This is a genomic window from Paraburkholderia sp. RL17-383-BIF-A, from assembly GCF_046028015.1.
Lineage (GTDB): Bacteria > Pseudomonadota > Gammaproteobacteria > Burkholderiales > Burkholderiaceae > Paraburkholderia.
Genome location: NZ_JARESR010000002.1, coordinates 312,874 through 330,566, shown reverse-complemented (window position 1 = coordinate 330,566; position 17,693 = coordinate 312,874). Strand labels below are relative to the sequence as shown.

At 63.2% G+C, this 17,693-nt stretch carries 16 protein-coding genes and 1 tRNA gene; 7 read left to right on the top strand and 10 right to left on the bottom strand.

Annotated elements, in window-relative coordinates:
* Positions 1–9 precede the first annotated feature (9 nt).
* Entirely contained in the window at positions 10–1,848 is a 1,839-nt protein-coding gene (locus P0D71_RS03680; protein ID WP_408479317.1) for an extracellular solute-binding protein, read from the bottom strand.
* 247 nt (positions 1,849–2,095) lie between these two features.
* On the opposite strand from P0D71_RS03680, the gene fabI reads away from it, so the two are divergent.
* Complete coding sequence (gene fabI / locus P0D71_RS03675) at positions 2,096–2,887, top strand: enoyl-ACP reductase FabI (RefSeq protein WP_091793265.1); 792 nt, start codon at positions 2,096–2,098, stop codon at positions 2,885–2,887.
* A 153-nt stretch (positions 2,888–3,040) separates the two neighbouring features.
* Here the strand turns inward: fabI and P0D71_RS03670 are convergent, their stop codons facing one another.
* The 3 genes from P0D71_RS03670 to P0D71_RS03660 form a co-directional block, all read right to left on the bottom strand.
* Positions 3,041–3,388, bottom strand: coding sequence for a hypothetical protein (locus P0D71_RS03670; RefSeq protein ID WP_408302821.1), 348 nt, complete (start codon positions 3,386–3,388; stop codon positions 3,041–3,043).
* Positions 3,389–4,066: 678 nt separating this feature from the next.
* A tRNA-Ser gene (locus P0D71_RS03665) sits at positions 4,067–4,160 on the bottom strand.
* A gap of 181 nt (positions 4,161–4,341) precedes the next feature.
* A complete protein-coding gene (locus P0D71_RS03660; protein ID WP_091793261.1) occupies positions 4,342–5,592 on the bottom strand; it encodes an aspartate kinase in 1,251 nt (416 codons plus the stop codon).
* A 77-nt stretch (positions 5,593–5,669) separates the two neighbouring features.
* On the opposite strand from P0D71_RS03660, the gene P0D71_RS03655 reads away from it, so the two are divergent.
* Positions 5,670–5,942, top strand: a complete 273-nt coding sequence (locus tag P0D71_RS03655) for a hypothetical protein (RefSeq protein WP_143048297.1) — start codon at positions 5,670–5,672, stop codon at positions 5,940–5,942.
* 25 nt (positions 5,943–5,967) lie between these two features.
* Here the strand turns inward: P0D71_RS03655 and tilS are convergent, their stop codons facing one another.
* The 4 genes from tilS to cysS all read right to left on the bottom strand — a co-directional run bounded on the left by tilS (position 5,968) and on the right by cysS (position 11,037).
* Positions 5,968–7,398, bottom strand: coding sequence for a tRNA lysidine(34) synthetase TilS (gene tilS, locus P0D71_RS03650; RefSeq protein ID WP_408479291.1), 1,431 nt, complete (start codon positions 7,396–7,398; stop codon positions 5,968–5,970).
* A 48-nt stretch (positions 7,399–7,446) separates the two neighbouring features.
* A complete protein-coding gene (locus tag P0D71_RS03645) occupies positions 7,447–8,418 on the bottom strand; it encodes an acetyl-CoA carboxylase carboxyltransferase subunit alpha (RefSeq protein ID WP_007181378.1) in 972 nt (323 codons plus the stop codon).
* Between the two features lie 124 nt (positions 8,419–8,542).
* A complete protein-coding gene (locus P0D71_RS03640; protein ID WP_408187884.1) occupies positions 8,543–9,592 on the bottom strand; it encodes a DNA-3-methyladenine glycosylase family protein in 1,050 nt (349 codons plus the stop codon).
* Positions 9,593–9,639: 47 nt separating this feature from the next.
* Positions 9,640–11,037, bottom strand: a complete 1,398-nt coding sequence (cysS, locus tag P0D71_RS03635; RefSeq protein WP_091793255.1) for a cysteine--tRNA ligase — start codon at positions 11,035–11,037, stop codon at positions 9,640–9,642.
* A gap of 231 nt (positions 11,038–11,268) precedes the next feature.
* Here cysS and P0D71_RS03630 point away from each other — a divergent pair, with 231 nt between their 5' ends.
* The 4 genes from P0D71_RS03630 to P0D71_RS03615 all read left to right on the top strand — a co-directional run bounded on the left by P0D71_RS03630 (position 11,269) and on the right by P0D71_RS03615 (position 14,217).
* Positions 11,269–12,087: a tetratricopeptide repeat protein gene (locus tag P0D71_RS03630; RefSeq protein ID WP_408301829.1), complete on the top strand. Its 819-nt coding sequence runs from the start codon at positions 11,269–11,271 to the stop codon at positions 12,085–12,087.
* A gap of 68 nt (positions 12,088–12,155) precedes the next feature.
* A complete protein-coding gene (locus tag P0D71_RS03625; RefSeq protein ID WP_091793251.1) occupies positions 12,156–12,737 on the top strand; it encodes a peptidylprolyl isomerase in 582 nt (193 codons plus the stop codon).
* A gap of 140 nt (positions 12,738–12,877) precedes the next feature.
* Positions 12,878–13,372 carry a peptidylprolyl isomerase gene (locus P0D71_RS03620; RefSeq protein ID WP_007181373.1) on the top strand — a complete coding sequence of 165 codons (495 nt, stop codon included), beginning with the start codon at positions 12,878–12,880 and terminating at the stop codon, positions 13,370–13,372.
* Positions 13,373–13,419: 47 nt separating this feature from the next.
* Positions 13,420–14,217, top strand: coding sequence for a UDP-2,3-diacylglucosamine diphosphatase (locus P0D71_RS03615; protein ID WP_091793249.1), 798 nt, complete (start codon positions 13,420–13,422; stop codon positions 14,215–14,217).
* A 175-nt stretch (positions 14,218–14,392) separates the two neighbouring features.
* Here the strand turns inward: P0D71_RS03615 and cysE are convergent, their stop codons facing one another.
* Together cysE and P0D71_RS03605 are read right to left on the bottom strand one after the other, a co-directional pair.
* Positions 14,393–15,253, bottom strand: coding sequence for a serine O-acetyltransferase (gene cysE, locus P0D71_RS03610; RefSeq protein ID WP_408479290.1), 861 nt, complete (start codon positions 15,251–15,253; stop codon positions 14,393–14,395).
* Between the two features lie 260 nt (positions 15,254–15,513).
* Positions 15,514–16,350, bottom strand: coding sequence for an RNA methyltransferase (locus tag P0D71_RS03605; RefSeq protein WP_408479289.1), 837 nt, complete (start codon positions 16,348–16,350; stop codon positions 15,514–15,516).
* A gap of 421 nt (positions 16,351–16,771) precedes the next feature.
* On the opposite strand from P0D71_RS03605, the gene P0D71_RS03600 reads away from it, so the two are divergent.
* The gene (locus P0D71_RS03600; protein WP_091793243.1) at positions 16,772–17,575 is read left to right on the top strand and encodes an inositol monophosphatase family protein; all 804 of its coding nucleotides are present in this window, start codon (positions 16,772–16,774) and stop codon (positions 17,573–17,575) included.
* Positions 17,576–17,693: the final 118 nt, after the last annotated feature.

Sequence of the window (17,693 nt, the reverse complement as noted above, 5' to 3'; positions counted from 1 at the left end):
AATGATGCGTTAGCGCGGCTGGGCCTGGGCCTGGGCTTGCGGCTGCGCGAACCACCACATCGACGTGATCCAGCCTTCCGCTGAATAGTACAGGGGCAGTGTTTTCGGCCACGCAAGCCCGCGCTTGAACGCCACCCGATGCGTCGCGCTGTACCAGTGCGGCACGACATAGTAGCCATGCATCAGCACGCGGTCGAGCGCGTGCGTGGCGTCGATCAGTTGCTCGCGCGTCTGCGCGTGCACGAGCGCGCTCAGGATGGCATCCACGGCGGGCGACTTCAGCCCGATCATGTTGTCAGAACCTGGCGTAGCCGCCGCCTTGCTGCCGAAGCGCTCGATCTGCTCCGAACCCGGCACCTGCACGTCCGGCATGCGAATGGTGGTGGTGTCGAAATCGAAGCTATCCAGCCGCTTCTGATAGACCGCGAAATCGGACACACGGAACGTGGCCTCGATGCCGAGCTTCTGCAGATTGCGGATGAAGGTCGCGACGATCGGCTCCATCTGCGCGGACGAGCCGGAGTCGTCGAGAATCTCGAAGCGGAACGGCTCGCCTTTGGCGTTGCGCAATGCGCCGTCGCGGTAGGTCCAGCCGGCCTGTTGCAACAATGTGCGCGCCTGCAGCAGATTGGCGCGCAGCGAGCCGGGCGGATCGGTGTCCGGCTGCTTCGGCGGCAGGCCGAACACCGCCGGATCGAGCTTCGCGCGCCATGGTTCGAGCAACGCCAGCTCACCGGGCGTTGGCAGCCCCTTCGCCTGCAATTCCGTATTGGCGAAGAAACTGTCGATACGCGTGTACTGATTGAAGAACAACTGGCGATTGAGCCACTGAAAGTCGAGTGCGAGATCGAGCGCCTTGCGCACGCGAACGTCCTGAAACAACGGGCGCCGCGTGTTCAGCATGAAGCCCTGCATGCCGGTGCCGTTATGTTGCGGAAACACCTGCTTGATCAGCTCGCCGTTATCGAACTTCTTGCCGACGTCACGTCGCACCCAATTGCGTGCCACATACTCGACCAGCGCGTCGTATTCGCCGGCCTTGAAGGCCTCGAGTCGCGCGGTGCTGTCCGAATACAGCTTATAGACGATGCGATCGAAGTTATTCATGCCGACACGCACCGGCAGCCCCGCGCCCCAGTAATTGGGGTTGCGACGATACGTAATCGTGCGGCCGTTGTCGTACTGTTCGATCAGATAAGGACCGCTGCCAATCGGCTTCTCGAACGCGAGCTGGTCGAACGGAATCCGGCTGCCGTCCGGCTTCATCCCCCACTTACGCGAGAACACCGGCATGCCGCCCGCGAGTAGCGGCAGCTCGCGATTGCGCTGGTGAAACTCGAAGCGGATCGTGTGCGGGTCGACCACCACCGCGCGGGTGATCTCGCCGAAGATCGATGCGAACTGCGGCGCGGCCTGCGGGCTTTTCAGCGTATCGAGCGAAAACTTGACGTCGTCGGCGGTGACCGGATCGCCGTTCGAAAAACGCGCGCGCGGATTGATGTGGAACGTGACGGACAAGCCGTCCGGCGCGATGTCGATGTCGTCGGCAAGCAGCCCGTAGGCGGACGCCACCTCGTCGCTGCTGCCTGTGGTGAGGCTTTCGAACATGAGGTCCACACCGGGTGCGGTATTGCCGCGCAGTGTGAACGGATTGAATTTATCGAAGCTGGTAAGGCGGCTCGGATTGGCCAGCACCAGCGTGCCGCCCTTCGGTGCCTCCGGGTTCACGTAGTCGAAGTGCTTGAAATCCGCCGGATATTTCGGGTCGCCGTATTGCGCGATCGCATAGACCGCGTGCGCGCGCGGCGCCACAAGCAAACCGGCCAAGGCCAGCACGGTGCACATCATGGCGGCGCAGGTGGAGCGCCAGGACCGCGGCACGATCGCGAGGCCGGCGCGCGAGGGTCTGTGAATCACGCGGCACCGAGGTGCGCGAGGCGTTGGAACCCGTCGCGAGCCAGTTGTCATAAGGGCCTTGTTGGTCAGTGGGACAAGTGCAGTGTGAGAGAATTCTACCCAATAAACCCGCGCGATCCGCACGTACCTTGCACACAGCGTCGAGGTGCGCGGCGCGCCCATCCGATCAGGAGATACCATGGGCTTCCTCGCTGGCAAACGCATCCTGCTGACCGGCCTGTTGTCGAACCGCTCGATCGCCTACGGCATCGCGCAGGCCTGCAAGCGAGAAGGCGCCGAACTGGCGTTCACCTATGTCGGCGAGCGCTTCAAGGAGCGCATCACGGAGTTCGCCGGCGAGTTCGGCAGCGACCTGGTGTTCCCCTGCGACGTCGCCGACGACGCGCAGATCGACGCCCTCTTCGCCTCGCTCAGGCAACATTGGGACGGCCTCGACGGTCTCGTTCATTCGATCGGCTTTGCGCCGCGCGAAGCGATCGCCGGCGATTTCCTCGACGGCATGACGCGCGAAAATTTCCGCATCGCGCACGACATCTCCGCGTACAGCTTCCCCGCGCTCGCGAAGGCCGCGCAGCCCCTGTTCACGCCGGACGCGTCGTTGCTCACGCTCAGCTATCTCGGCGCCGAGCGCGCGATTCCGAATTACAACACCATGGGTCTCGCCAAGGCTTCGCTCGAAGCGAGCGTGCGCTATCTGGCGGTCTCGCTCGGCGCGAAAGGCGTGCGCGTCAACGGCATTTCGGCGGGTCCGATCAAGACGCTGGCTGCGAGCGGAATCAAGGGGTTCGGCAAAATTCTCGAGTTCGTCGAACAGAATGCGCCGCTCAAGCGCAACGTGACGATCGAACAGGTGGGCAATACAGCGGCTTTCCTGCTGTCGGATCTGGCGGCCGGTGTGACGGCGGAAATCGTGCACGTCGATAGCGGGTTTAGCGCGGTGGTGGGCGGTATGGCTGCTGTTGCGGAGTGAGCGCGTCTTTCGCGTGAGCCATGCGTGGCGTGGCTTGGCGCCGTTGTTCACGCCGCTACGTTTCACGGGCCTGTTGCAGAGGCCCAAAAGAAAACCGCCCTCACGGGCGGTTTTTCTTTGACTTTGCGCTTCGATCAATCGCGGTCTGAAGGCTTAGTGCCAGCCGCGGTGATTGTCGTAGTGGTCGCGGCCATAGTCGTAACGGCCCGGGGGATGATGACGGTACCAGTCATCGCGCGCCCAGTAGCGGCGGCCGTCCCAATAGCGGTCGCCATGCCAGCCGATCACGATCGCGGGGCCACCGTAGTACACAGGGGCCGGTTGATAGACGACCGGCGGCGGAGGCGGCGGAGGCGGTGCATAAACCGGTGCCGGCGCAACGTAAACCGGTGCGGGAATGCCGATGTTGACACCAATGTTGACGCCGCCGGCCATTGCTGCACCCGACACGCCCAACGCGAAAACCCCGATCAGAAGCGGAACAAGACGAGCGGACTTCATCGATCACCCTTTGGAAGAATGTGTTGTTGGCGGAAATATAGCGCAAGGTGCCGTTCCGCGTATTTCAACTTTGTAATAACTGATGCATAAGATCGCGTTCACGAGGGACCGGTTACGTCTCGTTACATTGGACGAGGTTTTGGTGAAGAAGTGGGGGTGTTGTAATCGGCGCGTGCGGCCGTAGCAGCGCACGGTCCGCAGTGTGCAGCGCGATGCAGGGAGACCTCGTTCCCTGCCCGTCCAGCCACCGGAGATCCGGCCGACGCGAGTATGGACGGCCCCATACGCACGGCACCAGACATCAACCATGCAGACTACGATATGCAGGATACCCAATCATTCTTTGGTTTCGATCCTGCTCTGTCAGCGCAAGGAAATGCTCACGCTCGGCCTGCGCTCTAACGAGAGCAAGCGCCGCCGCGCTGGCTCGCAAAGTCAAACGCAATTGCATCACAAGCGCATGACGCAACGTTGATGTTCGAAAGCACATTGCCGCGAAATTTCCGACCCACTCTTCTCATCCGCGTTGTGCGGTGGTGAGTGGAAAGGCTGACAGATATCAGCAATAACGAAACCACCGGAAACCCATCCGACTTTGCCCGCCGGCGCAGCGAATAACGCGCCAAAAAACAAAAACCCCGCAGAGCCTAGACTCTGCGGGGTTCTCTCTACCACTTCTGGCGGAGACGGAGGGATTCGAACCCTCGATCCAGGTTTTGGCCCAGATGCTCCCTTAGCAGGGGAGTGCCTTCGACCTCTCGGCCACGTCTCCCAAACTTTCGGTCGCGCAGGGAGTCAGCGCGACGAAGCCAAGATAATAGCGGGCCGAACCACGAAGGTCAATGTCTGGCGAACATTTTTTGTGCCAGTTTTGTCATTGACGACGCAATTTATTCACATCGACCACGCAAAACAAACGGAGCGCTCTTGTACGCCCCGTTGTTCAAAGCAAATTACGCTTGATCCAGTTCGAACGCTTTATGCAGCGCGCGCACGGCGAGCTCCATATACTTCTCGTCGATCAACACCGAGATCTTGATTTCGGAGGTCGAGATCATCTGGATATTGATGCCCTCTTCCGACAGCGTGCGGAACATCGTGCTTGCGATACCGACGTGCGAGCGCATACCCACGCCGACCACCGACACCTTCGACACCTTCGGATCGCCCAGCACCTGCTCGGCCTGCACGTGGCCCTTCACCTGGCCCGTGAGGATGTCCATGGCGCGTTGATAGTCGCCGCGGCCAACCGTGAACGTGAACGCCGTTTTGCCTTCCACGCTCTGGTTCTGGATGATCATGTCGACGTCGATATTCGCGTCCGCCACCGGGCCGAGAATCTGGTACGCGATGCCCGGCTTGTCGGGCACACCCATCACGGCGATGCGAGCTTCGTCGCGCTGAAACGCGATGCCCGAGATGACTGCTTTTTCCATGGTCTCGTCTTCTTCAAAAGTAATCAGGGTGCCCGACTTCATTTCAGCGTCGAGCGGTATCAGCGGATCGGTCAGGCTCGACAGCACACGCGTCTTCACCTGATATTTGCCGGCGAATTCCACCGAGCGGATCTGCAGCACCTTCGAACCCAGGCTTGCCATTTCCAGCATTTCTTCGAACGTCACGCGATCGAGCCGGCGCGCTTCTTCCACCACGCGCGGGTCGGTCGTGTAGACACCGTCGACGTCCGTGTAGATCAGGCACTCATCGGCTTTCAACGCAGCCGCGACCGCGACCGCCGACGTATCCGAACCGCCACGGCCAAGCGTGGTGATATTGCCGTCAGGGTCGACGCCCTGGAAGCCGGTGATCACCACCACCTTGCCCGCGTCGAGATCGCGCAGCACGCGCTCGCCGTCGATTTCGCTGATACGCGCCTTCGTGAATGCGCTATCCGTTTTGACCGGCACTTGCCAGCCGGCGTAGCTGACCGCGTCGACGCCGGCTTCCTGCAGCGCGATGGCGAGCAGTCCCGAGCTGACCTGCTCGCCCGTAGCGGCGATCATGTCGAGTTCGCGCGGGCTCGGTTGAGCCGCGATGTCTTTCGCGAGACCGAGCAAGCGGTTGGTTTCGCCGGACATCGCCGACGGCACGACGACCATCTTGTGGCCAGCCTTGTGCCATTTCGCGACGCGCTTGGCGACGTTCTTGATGCGCTCGACCGAGCCCATCGAGGTGCCGCCGTATTTGTGTACGATGAGTGCCATTGTCGTTCTGAACTGGAGGAGAAACCGCGCTGGCGCGCTGGAGACGACCGCACAAAAGCACAGGAGCGCAACGTCTTGTGAACGACGGCAAAATGTGTGGCGGCGTAAATGCAGCACGCGTGCAGCACGCGCGGATTTGCCCGGGAATGATCGCTGATGGCTTATCGGAAACGACGGATCACGATCGCAGACCGGTAAAAGCGACGGCAAAAGCGGGTCGGGCAAACAAGCTAAATTACCTGATCGAGCGTAAAAAGACAAGCCGCAAAGGCCATCGAAATGCGCTGAATAAGGGCCGCAAAGGCTTGTTTCAGGCCAATTTGCGCCCTGTTTGCGGAATCGCAGGTTAGCTAGCCCAAGTGTCCGACCGGCCGGTCAGGCGATCAGCAAATCGTCGCGCCATACGATCCTGACGTGGGATTCGCCCTCGCCGGCCTGCTCGGGCAACACCGAGCGATTCACCCCAAGCAAGGGCACGAACAGCAGATCTTCGCCGCTGTAGAGCAACGGCACGTCGCGTTTCCACGCGGGAATACCGCGTTCCTGGAACAGGTTTTTCAACGTGCGGCTCGGCGCGTCGTGAGCCGCGCCCGTGCGCATCCGTTCGCCGCCGCTACGCGAGCGAGCGCTCAACACGGCGCGCCGCAGAACGCTGACGGGAATCGCGTCGGGGTCGCCCGCGGCTGCGTCGGCGAACACGAATGTGCCGCGCCATTGCGGCAAACGCCAGACCGGCTCGCCCTGCCATGCGAGTTCGCTGGGCGCGCGCGCGGCGAGCGCGGTTTCATCGGCGGGATCGCGGCTGTCGCCCTTTTCCCAGTACACGAGGCCGCGATAGCTGCGCAATGCATGACCCGCGTGATCGACGCGTAGAGCATGGCCCTCGCCCGCCGCGCCAATTTCGCGCAGTTGACGCAGCGCATCGCCAAGACGCGCGCTCGATGCGGCGACAAGGCCGAGCGTGCGCATCCAGTAGCGTATGAGGTTGAGCGCCCGGTCGTCGTCGAGCGCGAGCAACGCATCATGCGAGAGCGCTCGTCCTTCGTCGCGTGACGCAGCCTGCATATCCATGCTCGCGAGCGTGTCGAGTAGCCGTTGTGCGGACGCGGCGTGCGCCGCCGTGCGAGCCAGCGCGTCGCGAAAGCCGGGAAAATGGACAGCGAGCGTCGGCATCACGTCGTGGCGCAAAGCGTTGCGCGCATAACGCGTGTCCGCGTTCGATTCGTCGTCGATCCAGCGTAATACATGCTCGCTCGCATATTGTTCGAGTTGTGCACGCAGCAGATGAAGCAAAGGCCGCACGCGCGTGGCCGACGCGTTCGCGGGCAAATACTCCGGCGCCATCGCGGCGAGCCCGGCGAGGCCGGCGCCGCGCAGCAATTGCAGCAGCACGGTTTCCGCCTGATCGTCCGCATGTTGCGCGAGCCAGAGCGTGGCGATGCCGCGCGTCGCGCACATGTGGTCCAGCGCGCGATAACGCGCATCGCGCGCGGCGGCCTCGACGCTCACACCCGCGTCACGCGAAACCTCGACGCGCTCCGCTGCGAACTCGACGCCACGCGCCTGCGCGAACGCCTCGCAATGCGCGAGCCAGGCATCCGCGTGAGGACTCAGGCCGTGATGCACATGCAGCGCCACGCAACGCGCCGCGCCCGCGACACGCACCGCGGCATCGAGCAGCACACTCGAATCCACCCCGCCACTGAACGCGATCGCGATACGCGCGTCAGTGGCGAGTGCGGACAGCGAAACGCCGACCGCCTCGATAACGAGGCGGTCGGCGGGCGTTTCGGCGGTGGAAGTCACGTCGCTAGCGCGTGGAGCGCTGAAGGACGAAAGAGAAAGCGCGCGGGCTTAGGCACCCGGCGTCGTTTCCTTGAACTTGCCGTACGACATCAGCCGTTCAAAACGGCGTTGACGCAGGTCGTTGATGCTCATGCCCTGGAACTGGCGCAGCGAATCGGCAAGCGCACGGCGCAGCATGGCGGCCATGCCCTTCGGATCGCGATGCGCGCCGCCGAGCGGCTCATTGACGATCTTGTCGATCAGGCCGAGCGCCTTCAGACGATGCGCGGTCAGGCCAAGCGCTTCCGCGGCTTCCGGCGCTTTCGCGGCGCTCTTCCACAGAATCGATGCGCAGCCTTCCGGCGAAATCACCGAATAGGTCGAGAATTGCAGCATCAGCACGCTGTCGCCCACAGCAATCGCCAGCGCGCCGCCCGAACCGCCTTCACCGATAATCGTCGCGATCAGCGGCGTTTTCAGTTCCGCCATGACGTACAGATTGCGGCCGATCGCTTCCGATTGACCACGCTCTTCCGCGCCGATGCCTGGATAGGCGCCCGGCGTGTCGATGAACGTGAAAATCGGCAAGCCGAATTTTTCGGCGAGACGCATCAGACGCTCGGCCTTACGATAGCCTTCCGGACGCGGCATGCCGAAGTTGCGCAGCGCGCGCTCCTTCGTGTCGCGACCCTTCTGATGGCCGATCACCATGCAGGCCTGGCCATTGAAACGCGCGAGGCCGCCGACAATCGAAAGGTCGTCCGCATAGTTGCGGTCGCCGTGCAGTTCGTGGAAATCCGTGAACAGCTCGTTCACGTAGTCGAACGTATACGGGCGTTGCGGATGACGGGCGATTTGCGAAACCTGCCACGGCGTGAGGTTCGCGTACAGATCTTTGGTGAGCTGTTGACTCTTCTTGGACAGCCGCTCGATCTCTTCCGAAATGTCGACGGCCGAATCGTCCTGCACGAAGCGCAATTCTTCGATCTTCGCTTCGAGTTCAGCGATCGGCTGTTCGAAATCCAGAAAGGTGGTCTTCATTGGTTGTAATCCTTGGACTTACCGGCAGCGCGTATTCTAACCGCGCTCGCCGATGTCAAAACCATCTCGCAACTATCAAACTTTAACAATCGATAGTTTTTGATCTGATCCCGTTTCTTGTTCTTCAGTAGTCGACCGGCAATGGGTCAAGACTACGCCACATATACCAGGTGGCGACGGTACGCCACGGCTCCCAGTTGGCGGCGACCTCGCGCGCTTCGCTTCGCGTGACAGGTTCGCCGCTGAAATAATTGACGCTGATCGCGCGGATCAGGCCCAGGTCGTCGAGCGGCAAGACATCCGGACGCGACAGATTGAAGATCAGGAACATCTCCGCGGTCCAGCGGCCGATGCCGCGAATCTGCGTGAGCTCGGCGATCACCGCCTCATCTTCCATCGACGTCCATTTACCGACGTGCAGCGCACCCGAAACGAAATGCTGCGCGAGATCGAGCACGTATTCGGCCTTGCGCTTGGACAGGCCGCACGCGGTCAGTTTTTCCAGACCGAGCTTGATGAACTGCTGCGGCACGAGCTTCGGACAGGCGGCCTCGACTTTCGCCCAGACCGCTTGCGCGGACGCCACCGAAATCTGCTGCCCGACCACCGAGCGCGCGAGCGTGACGAACGGATCCCCGCGGCTCAGCAGATGCACCGGACCGAACTTCGGAATCAGTTTCTTCAGAATGCGATCGCGCTTGACGAGGTCGGCACACGCCTTGTCCCAATACGCGGGCCGCGTGACTTCAGGCGTGAGCCCGCCGATCTGCACCGGCGCCGCGGCTTCGTTCGCGCTCGACGCTTCGCCGCCCGCGGCGGTGGACGCGCGCGTCTTGCGCACGACTTCGCCTTCGTGGCCTTCGGCCGTCACGCGCGCGAGCTCCTGCACGTCGCCGGCCAGTTCAGCCGGCAAGGCGCCATTACCCTTCGTACGCGTCGCCTTCGCGCGCTTCACAACAGGCGCATGCGCCGACGCACCGTTGAGCGCGCGTTTGACCGCGGTCTTTTTCGCTGCGCCCGCTGCGGTCTTGGCCACCACCCCGGCGGCTTTCGACGATGCTTTCTTTACCACGCTGCTGCCCGTGCGAGCCGACGTGCGTGTCGACTTTCCCGCGGCTGCCGCGTTTGTTTGAGACGCGGCTCGTTTAGCCGGCGTCTTCGTGGCCGTTGCCATCCTGCCTCCTGCCTGGCGAGTCGATCAAAGGGACGGTCGAGGTGCGCTCACACGCGCCGCCACTCAGTCAACCCACCGGGTTTGTCTTCAAGTGCAACGCCGGCCTCGAGCAATTCGGACCGGATCCGGTCTGCTGCCGCAAAGTCCTTCGCCTGCTTGGCGGCCGTGCGCGCGGCAATCTTCGCTTCGATCGCGTCGGCCTCGAGCGCGCCAGCGGCGGCTGCCCCCGCTGCCTGCTGCAGGAAGGCGCGCGGCTCGCGGCCGAGCAATCCGATCACAGCGCCAAGCGAGCGCAATTGACGGGCCAGCGCAGGATCGCGCGTGCGGTTCACTTCAGTTGCCAACTCGAACAACACCGATACGGCAACCGGCGTGTTGAAGTCGTCATTCATTGCTGCCTGGAAACGCTGCGCATACGCTTCGTTCCAGTCGAGTTCCGCGCCATCAGGCGTGACGTCTTTCAGCGCGGTGTACAAACGCGTGAGGGCGTTGCGCGCGTCGTCGATATGCACGTCGCTGTAATTCAGCGGCGAGCGGTAATGCGCGCGCGCGATGAAAAACCGCACGACCTCGGCATCGTACTGCGCCAATACTTCGCGAATCGTAAAGAAGTTGTTCAACGACTTCGACATCTTCTCATTGTCGATCTGCACGTAGCCGTTGTGCATCCAGAAATTGACGAAGGTTTGACCGGTAGCGGCTTCACTTTGCGCAATCTCGTTTTCGTGGTGCGGAAACTGCAGGTCCTGCCCGCCGCCGTGAATGTCGAAATGGTCGCCGAGCAACGTGCAGCCCATGGCCGAGCATTCGATATGCCAGCCCGGACGGCCACGCCCGTACTTCGAATCCCAGCCGGTATCGGCGGGCTCTTCCGGCTTGGCCTGCTTCCACAGCACGAAGTCGAGCGGATCCTGCTTGGCGTCGTTCGCCGCGACACGTTCGCCCGCGCGCAGATCTTCGAGCGACTTGCCCGAAAGCTTGCCGTAGTTCGCAAACTTGCGTACCGCGTAATTCACGTCGCCGTCGCTCGCCTGGTAGGCGTAGCCGTTCGCTTCGAGGCGCTCGATCATGCCGAGCATCTGCGGAATGAAATCGGTCGCGCGCGGCTCGACGTCGGGGCGCTGGATGCCGAGCGCGTCCGCGTCTTCATGCAGTGCCTTGATGAAGCGGTCGGTCAGCGATTTGATCGTTTCGCCGTTCTCCACTGCGCGCCGGATGATCTTGTCGTCGATATCCGTGATGTTGCGCACGTAGGTCACGTCGTAGCCGAGCGTGCGCAACCAGCGCTGCACGATGTCGAACACGACCATCACCCGCGCATGACCGACGTGACAATAGTCGTACACGGTCATCCCGCAGACGTACATCCGCACGACACCGTCTTGCAGCGGCACGAAGGTTTGCTTGTCACGCGCGAGCGTGTTGTAGATGCGCAGTGATTCCATAGAGAACGGTGCGTGGGCCGAAAGAAATCCGCAATGTGTTTCAAGCGCGCCGCGCCCAGCGAACAGACGGCGGGAGCGTCGCGTACAGCAAAACCGGTGCAACGGGTGCGGCGGTCAGGCTGCGATCAAGGCGGAGACGACCACGAGTGGCGAAAAGACAGTTTGCGGTTCGACGGAACGCGCAGACCTTTTGTTAGAATGGGTCGGAGTATAACATCCAGACCTGAGCCTATGAAACCTTCAAGCGGCCGCGCGCGCAGCGCTGCGACCCTCGCCGCGACGGCCTTCGGCGGTGTCGTGCGTGGCATGACGCACGGCGTGATCCGCGGCGTCGCTCTCAACGCCACGCGCGCCCTCACGTTGCGCGCGGCCGTCGCGGTCGCGCTCGCAGCCGTACCGGCTGCGGCCGCGTTTGCGCAGAAAACCGCCACGCTGCCGCAAGGCCCGGCCGTGCGCGACAACACGCCGGAAATCGACGCGTCGATCGCGCAGAAAAACTGGGCGGCCTCATTGACGCAGCTCGACGCGCGCATCGCCTCGAATCCGCGCGACGCTCAAGCGAAATTCAAGCGCGGCACGGTGCTCGCCCACCTGGGCCGCGACGACGAAGCGATCACCGCGTTCACCGAACTCACGCAGACCTACCCCGAATTGCCCGAGCCGTATAACAACCTCGCCGCGCTCTATGCGAAGCAAGGCCGTTATGCCGAAGCGCGCGCCGCGCTCGAAACGGCAACCAAGGTCAATCCGGGCTACGGCCTCGCGTACGAAAATCTCGGCGACCTGTATCTGCGCATGGCCAACGAAGCCTATCGCCGCGCGCAGAGCCTGGGCAAGGTGAGCCCCACGACTACGCAGCGCCTCGCGGACATCCAGAAAGTCATCTCGCCGACCGCGGCCAAACCGCAATCTTCGGCGAGGCAAGCCGCCAGCGCGGAAGACGACTACACTGCCCGCGCCACGTCGAACATGACGCAGACGCCGAGCTTCCAGTATGGTGGCGCGAACGGCTCGCTCGCCATGCCACCTTATATGGCGCCGTCGAAATAGCGCCGCGACGCGCAGTTACGCGCAGTCAGGTTTACGCGCAACACGTTTTTCCAACCCTGAGGATCTTCATGAAATGGTTGATGTTGGCGCTCGGCAGCGCCGCCCTGATCGCAAACGCCCCCGCCTTTGCCCAGTCCGGTTCGCAAGCCGCGCATCCGTCCGTCCTCTTCAAGACATCGGAAGGCGACATCCGCGTCGAGTTGTATCCTGAGAAAGCGCCCAAGACGGTCGCCAACTTCCTCGACTACGTGAAGGCCGGCCAGTACAGCGGCACGATTTTCCATCGCGTGATTCGCGGCTTCATGATTCAGGGCGGCGGTTACACGCAAAGCTTCGCGGAGAAACCGACGCGCGCGCCGATTCCGCTCGAAAGCCGTAACGGTCTGAAGAACACGACCGGCACGCTCGCCATGGCGCGCACCAGCGATCCGAACTCGGCCACCGCGCAGTTCTTCATCAACACGGTGGACAATGCCGGCCTCGACTATCCGAATCCGGACGGCAACGGCTATGCGGTATTCGGCAAGGTCACGAGCGGCATGGACGTCGTGAAGAAAATCGAAAGCACCCCCACCACCTCGCGCGGCCCGATGGGTGACGTGCCGCAAAAGCCGATCGTGATCGAGTCGGCAACGGTGGTCGGCAAGTAATTGCAGCAAACGAGGCGCGCGACACATAGCGCGCCCGAAAAAAAGCGTCAGCGCTCAATCCACGCCCCGGCGCGGCCCGGCGTCAATTCACGACGACTCGCCGCGCCTTTTACCCACCCCGTTCATCAAAGGATTCCATCATGGTTGAACTGCATACGAACCACGGCGTCATCAAACTCGAACTGGACGCTGAAAAGGCGCCGAAGTCGGTTGAAAACTTCCTCAACTACGTGAAAGCCGGCCACTACGACAACACGGTGTTTCACCGCGTAATCGACGGCTTCATGATCCAGGGCGGCGGCTTCGAACCCGGCATGAAGCAGAAGCCGACGGCCGAGCCGATCACCAACGAAGCGAACAACGGCCTGAAGAATGTGAACGGCTCGATCGCCATGGCGCGTACGAACGACCCGCATTCGGCCACGGCGCAATTCTTCATCAACGTAAACGACAACGACTTCCTGAACCACTCGTCGCCGACGCCGCAGGGCTGGGGCTACGCCGTGTTCGGCAAGGTGGTCGAAGGCATGGACATCGTCGAGAAGATCAAGAAGGTCAAGACAGGTTCGAAGGGCTTCCATCAGGACGTGCCGGCGGACGACGTGGTGATCGAAAAGGCCGTGATCGTCGACTAAGCGCGAGCTAAAGGTCGACCCGTTCGAACTGATATCAGGCACCTTCAATGCTGCAAGAAACGCCGCTGCGAAGCGTCGCCGCGGGCGTGCCTGGCGAGGGCAAACGCCCGCACGCCGCACGCCCGTTTTTTTTCCTCTCCGATATTCACTTGAGCGAGGCGATCCCGCATACGGTCGCCGCGTTCGAGCATTTCATCCGCGTCACGGCCGAGCAGGCCGATTCGGTTTTCATTCTCGGCGATCTGTTCGAGTACTGGATCGGCGACGACATGCTCGTGGAGCCGTTCGTCGCACGCATGGCCGCGCTGCTGCATACCTTGTCCGAGCGCGGCATTGCGCTTTACATCATGCATGGCAACCGCGATTTTCTGCTGGGCAAGCGCTTCATGAAAGCGGCAGGCGCGATCTGGCTACCCGATCCGTTCGTGATCACGGCATTCGGCACGCGTATCGCGCTCGCCCACGGCGATGGCTTGTGCACGGCGGACCGCGGCTATCAGACGTTTCGAAGTTTTGCGCGCAGCCGTTTCGCGCAGATGCTGTTTCTCGCGTGGCCGTTGCGCTGGCGCCAGAAGCTCGCCGAGAACATGCGCTCGAAAAGCGACGAAGGCCGCTCGCGACCGGTTTCGCCGAAGTATGACGTGACGGCGGCGGCCGTGGCCGCGTTGTTCAAGTCGTCGAAGACAGCGACCATCATTCATGGGCACACGCACAGGCCGGCGCGGCATCGCGAGCCGGACGGCACGCGCTGGGTTCTGCCGGATTGGGATCTCGACCACGGCGAGCGCCGTGGCGGATATCTGCGTATCGATGCAGAGGGAATACGGGCGCTGCCGTTGGGTTGAATGCGGCGTTAGCGTTGGATGACGGCGCTGCCGCCGGGCCTCGTCAAGGTCTTCGCGCCGTGTGCGGCGTTGGTGGGCTAGCCTTTCCTCGTGCCGCGCAAAAGTGTCAGCGCCGACGCTGACTGCGCGCGATCTGCTTCGGCTTCGGCTTCGGCTTCGGCTTCCGCAAAATACCTCAACGCTCCGCCACCGCCCCATCCACCTTGCCTGCGATCGCCGCCGACAAACGCCGCAGATCGAGCAACGCCGCATCCGCGCCTTGCAGAGCTTCGAGACTCGTACCCAGCCGCTCCAGCGCGTCGACGATTTCGTCGATGCGTTTTGCCTGCGTGGCGGCGTGATCGATCAGGCCATGAATTGCCAGCGAGACGGGATCGTCCGCATTCGGCGTGATGCCGTACGCGCAAAAGCCGCTGGTTACCGCAGATGCCGCAGATGCCGCAGAGCGTTTTGCATCGCGCGCGGCGCCGCCGGCACCGGAATTCGCAGCCACGGAGGCCTCTTCCGATGCCACAGCCGCCGCCGGCACGATGATCCGCGCCGGATTGCCCACCGCCGTGCCACGCGCCGGCACGGGCTTGGTCACCACGGCATTCGAGCCGATCTTCGCGTCCGCGCCGATCGTGAAACCGCCGAGCACCTTCGCCCCCGCGCCCACGATCACGCCGCGCTCGAGCGTGGGATGCCGTTTCGCCCCGCGCGTGAGCGACGTGCCACCGAGCGTCACGCCCTGGTAGATCGTGCAGTCGTCGCCGATCTGCGCGGTCTCGCCGATCACCACACCCATGCCGTGATCGATGAACACGCGCCGCCCGAGCGTCGCGCCCGGATGGATTTCGATGCCGGTCATGAAGCGCGCCATCTGCGAGACAAACCGCGCAAGCCAGCGGCGCCTCGCGCGCCAGCATGCATGCGCGAGCCGGTGCAGCACGAGCGCGTGCAGACCCGGATAACACGTGAGCACTTCCCAGGCGCTGCGGGCAGCGGGGTCGCGCTCGCGGATCGTGGCGATGTCTTCGCGAAGTCTCGTGAACATGGCAGGGACTGTGTTGTGGGAGAAAGGGCGCACGCATGACCTGGCACGCATGACGGCGTGGCTTGCCGCTTAGCACGACGGCAGCTTTGCTTAGAACGTTTCGGGGATTGTAGGGCGATTGCGCGAAATGCGCCGGAAGCCCACGCTGCCCGCGGGGTCGTCGCGGGGAGCGTGGGCGGCGCGGGGAGCGTGGGCGGCGCGGGCGGCGCGGGCGGCGCGGGCGGCGTGGGCTGCGTGGGCTGCGTGGGCGGCGGAAACGCTCAGGACGCGTCGCCGCCCTTCGGACCGGTCTTCAGCAGAATGTGTTTGGCGATGCCGCGCACGATATTCACTTCCTCACGCTCGAGACCGGAGCGCGCGAACAGGCGGCGCAAACGCGACATCAGCTTCTTCGGGTTGGCCGGATCGAGAAAGTCGAGCGCGACCAGCGCGCTTTCCAGATGCGAGAACATGCTTTCGATTTCATCGCTCGCGGCGCGTGCGCCGGCCGGCTCGCCCTGCCCCGCTGCCGCTGGAGGCGCGGCGTGCGCCGTGGTCGTTGCACTGTCGGTCGAGAGATACATGGTGCGCAACTCATACGCCAGCACCTGCACGGCCTGCGCGAGATTGAGCGAACTGTAGGCCGGATTGGCCGGAATATGCGCAAGTGCGCTGCACCGCTCGACATCCTCGTTCGACAAACCCGTTCGCTCGTTGCCGAACACCAGCGCGATTTCACCGTGCGCCGCCTGCTCGCGCGCCACGCCAGCCGCGGCACGCGGGGTCCACTGCGGCGGTCCGTATTCGCGCAGCCGCGCGGTCAGCGCGATCGACCAATGCACGCCGCTCAGCGCATCGGCGAGCGTCGGCACGACGTGCGCGGAGGCCAGTACGTCGTCGGCGCCGCTCGCCATGGCGATCGCCTCCGGATCGGTTTGCACCTGCGGCACGCGTGGCGACACCAGCACGAGCCGCGAGAAACCCATGGTTTTCAGCGCCCGCGCCGCGGCGCCGACGTTGCCCGGATGGCTCGGCTCGACAAGAATGAAGCGGGTCGAGGTGAAGCCGCCGCGCAACTCGGCGACGGCGGGATCGGAGGAATGGTGGGTGTGGTCCACGATGAAATTCGGCAACTAAAGACGCGTATGGTAGCGCCAACGCCGCAACCGGTCAGAATTGCGCGCGAATGCTCGCGCACATGTGCATGTACGCGCACACGCAACCGCACGCACGAACGCGCGTGCGAATACCGGACCAGGCCGCATAAACACGCGCAAATGCCCTGCACAGCCCGCGGACTCTGCCGCGGCGCCCGGACTCAGGTAAAATACCAATATTCGCGCCCAGCTTTGCCGTCCAGCTTTGCATGAGCGCCTCGTTCTTATCCAATTCGTCTCCGTCGGCGGAATGCGCACCGGTCCTGTACCGGGCGGGCGTTCCGTGCTGTTTCCGCGCCTCGCAGAGGGCGCCCAATTAGCGCAGGTTAGCGCTCATTTACCGGCCAGCAGCCGTGCTGCCCCGGCACAAGGATCCAGTCTCATGCATCCCATGCTCAATATCGCTGTGAAGGCCGCGCGCCGCGCTTCACAGATCATCACCCGCGCATCGCTCGACCTCGATCTCGTCCAGGTCAGCAAGAAACAGCACAACGATTTCGTCACGGAGGTCGACAAAGCGTCTGAAGCGGCGATTATCGACACGCTGAAGACCGCCTACCCCGATCACGCGATCCTCGCCGAAGAATCCGGCGAGTCGGATAACGAGTCCGAATACCAGTGGATCATCGATCCGCTCGACGGCACCACCAATTTCATCCACGGCTTTCCGTACTACTGCGTGTCGATCGCGCTCGCGCACAAGGGCGTCGTGACGCAAGCCGTGGTCTACGACCCGACCCGCAACGACCTGTTCACCGCCTCGCGCGGCCGCGGCGCGTTCCTCAACGATCGCCGCATCCGCGTGGCCAAGCGCGACCGTCTGGCTGACGGCCTGATCGGCACCGGCTTCCCTTTCCGCGAAACGGACGGCCTCGAAGCCTACGGCCGCCAGTTCGCTGAAATGACCCAGGCCTGCGCCGGCCTGCGCCGTCCGGGCGCGGCCGCGCTGGATCTGGCCAACGTCGCCGCCGGCCGCATGGACGGCTTCTTCGAGCAAGGCCTGAATCCGTGGGACGTCGCCGCGGGCAGCCTGCTGATCACGGAAGCCGGCGGCCTCGTCGGCAATTACACGGGCGATTCGGATTTCCTGCACATCGGCGAAATCGTCGCGGGCAACCCGAAGGTCTACGCACAGATGATCCCGATCCTGTCGCGCTACAGCCGTACGCGCCAGCAATCGGCCTAAGCCCTGCGGTGTAGCGCCGGCTCCTGACCGGCATGCGGAATGTGAAAAAGCGGCTTCGGCCGCTTTTTCGTTGGCGCGCCTGCATGCCGCGGGCGTTCGTGCTACAAAGCGGGAAGCC